This window comes from bacterium, from assembly GCA_040755795.1.
GTDB lineage: Bacteria > UBA9089 > CG2-30-40-21 > CG2-30-40-21 > SBAY01 > JBFLXS01.
On record JBFLXS010000434.1, the window covers coordinates 1 to 3,208 of the forward strand.

1 protein-coding gene is annotated in these 3,208 nt (G+C 37.1%); it reads right to left on the reverse strand.

Going from position 1 to position 3,208, the window contains the following annotated elements; all coding sequences use genetic code 11:
- The coding region (locus tag AB1414_17955) for a family 16 glycoside hydrolase (GenBank protein ID MEW6609298.1) at nt 1-3,208 on the reverse strand (3,208 nt) is incomplete at both ends.

Consider the following 3,208-nt stretch of genomic DNA (forward strand, 5'->3'; position numbering starts at 1 on the left):
TCATATACCTGAATTTGGTCCCCATTAGCTACTATTTTATACTCAGCCCATGTCCCCAGAGGTAATGTCCTTGATACTTCAGCAAGACAGGTCCAATTCCCATTTACTACTCTATATAAATTAAGATAGGTGCCAAATATCTGTAATACATATTGATTCTGTTCATCTTTGGCCCTAAAATTAATGTAGCGACAATCAGTCGCATAGGTTGTCTGAGTTGCCTTTATCTTTGTTTTAAAAATGAAGTCTGAATAAATCTCTTTCAATTTGGCTACGGATACACCTGTCATATTATCTTGATGATACACTCCATCATTTAAAGTCCACTGCCCACTTACTGGACTTAAGTCATATATCCTTTTACCTTCGTTCATCTTTTTAATGTTTAAAGTAGAAGTTGAAATTCCTTTTGTAAGCCCTAAAACTTCCAATGTTGTTTCATCTGGAATTAACTTCCTTATCCCTTGACTCATCATATACATATTTCCAGCTATATCTTCCAATACTGTTCCATTAGGATACTTTGCTTCTAACAGACTACCTTTTGGAATTTCAGAAAGTTCATCGTCTGAAAGAACATTATCCTTAATAATAGTAACTTTTGTCTCATCAAATGATGCTTGTGTCTTGTATGTCTGTAAAATTATCTCACCTGAAGAGATTGAGTTATCTTTAACATCTGCGATTACTCTATCATTTTCATACACCTTGATCTGATCTCCGTGAGCCACTACTTTATAATTTGCCCAGGTGCCAAGAGGTAAATTTCTTGATACTTCAGCAAGACGAGTCCAACTTCCATTTACTACTCTGTATAAATTAAGATGGGTGCCAAATATCTGTAATACATATTGATTCTGTTCATCTTTGACCCTAAAATTAATGTAGCGACAATCAGTGGGATGTGTTGTTTGCTCAGCTTTTATCTTTGTCTCAAAGATAAAGTCTGAATATATGCCATCTATTTTCGCCCTGGTATGAGCCGTTATGTTATTTTGAGTAACCACCCCTACATCCCATTGACCACTTAATGGTGTTAATTCTGGACTTTCTTCCACAGGTGCATTATTCTTGAGATTTGTAATTCTAATATTATCGAAAGAAACTTTGGTTTTGTAGCTTCTGAGGTATATACTGCCTGATGTGTTTGAGTTATCTTTGATATCGGCAATCAATCTATCATTTTCATAGACCTTGATTTGGTCACCATTAGCTACTATTTTATACTCAGCCCATGTCCCCAGAGGTAATGTCCTTGATACTTCAGCAAGACAGGTCCAATTCCCATTTACGACTCTATATAAATTAAGATGGGTGCCAAATATCTGTAATACATATTGATTCTGTTCATCTTTGACCCTAAAATTAATGTAGCGACAATCAGTGGAATGTGTTGTTTGCTCAGCTTTTATCTTTGTCTCAAAGATAAAGTCTGAATATATGCCATCTATTTTCGCCCTGGTATGATCCGTTATGTTATTCTGGGTAACCATCCTTGAATTCCACTCTTTACTTAATGGTATTAATCCCGGATTTTCTTCCACCAGGGTATTATCTTTGAGATTTGTAATTCTAATATTATCGAAAGAAACTTTGGTTTTGTAGCTTCTGAGGTATATACTGCCTGATGTGTTCGAGTTATCTTTGATATCGGCAATCAATCTATCATTTTCATAAACCTGAATTTGGTCCCCATTAGCTACTATTTTATAATCAGCCCAGGTGCCAAGAGGTAAATTTCTTGATACTTCAGCAAGACAGGTCCAATTCCCATTTATGACTCTATATAAATTAAGATGGGTGCCAAATATCTGTAATACATATTGATTCTGTTCATCTTTGGCCCTAAAATTAATGTAGCGACAATCAGTCGCATAGGTTGTCTCAGTTGCCTTTATCTTTGTTTTAAAAATGAAGTCTGAATAAGTCTCTTTCAATTTGGCTACGGATAGACCTGTCATATTATCTTGATGATACACTCCATCATTTAAAGTCCACTGCCCACTTACTGGTATTAAATCATATATCCTTTTACCTGTGTTTAATTCTTTAAAATTAAAGGTACTGACTGGGATAGGGGTGTCTTTTTCAATCCCTAATGCCTCAATGGTCTTATCATTTTTTATCTCTTGCTTTGTTCCATTTTGCATCAGATAAATCTTATCCCCCGCTTGATTTCTTATTACTGTGCCATTGGGATATTTTGCCTGCTGTAGGGTAAAAATAGTATCCATTTTAGCTTTAGCCAGGTCTGATTCGGTAACATTAATCACGGGATTTGTCTCTACCTCAAACCGCAATGCCCCGGCATTATCCAGTTGCTCCCTGCCTGCTTCTACCCCTTGCCCATCTAAGGCACTGTTTATGTTTTGATTATTTGCTCGATCATATTTTACCGCAGTAAAATCCTCTGCCTCTATCTTTTGGTTACCTACCTGCAAATTGTCTATCCATAATGTCCTATCTGCGGTGACACTCGTCTCACTCCAGGTCGTTACTCTGGTCTTCCATTTAAGATGGTGGAAATGTCTCTCTGTCTTTGTCTTTATCTGGGTATAGGTATCCTGGTCATTGGGATAGACAACATCTACAGTGTGTTTACCTGAAGATAATGGTATGGTTACGGTATAGTCTTTGAATTCATTGCTCACAAACCATTCTTTTACCGTTTGCCCATCTACCCGTAGTTGAATCAATGGGTAGGTGCCACCCGCCTGTGTCCCTTTTGCCCGAATAGTAATTGTCTCCAGCCGGGTATTTAGCCCGTGCGCCTCTAATGTCGTCTCATCAGGCACTTCTATTTTGGTGTTTAATTGCGTTACATAAAGTGTGTTATTCGGACCTTTGAGGATTGTGCCATTAGGATATTCAATATGCGGAAATCGTTCTGGGTCATTTGAAATGCCTTCTAATTTTGAAGATGGGACTGGTTTGACCTTTGAGATATCTAAACCTAAATTCTCAAGTGTCTGTTTATTTGGTATAAGTTTTTTCTCTCCTGCTGGTGTTATCAAGTAGTATTCATCATCATTAGTTTCAGAGTTTTTCAGGATGGTACCGATGGGATATTCGAAGTGTGGGACAGGATTACCTTCTGGAATTTCTTCTAATTCTGAGGCAAATATTTCAGTTGGTTCTGTTTCGTCAAGGTCTAAGTTTCGTAAGGTTAATTCATTTGGTATATGACGAGCTAACCCAAAAGCCATAA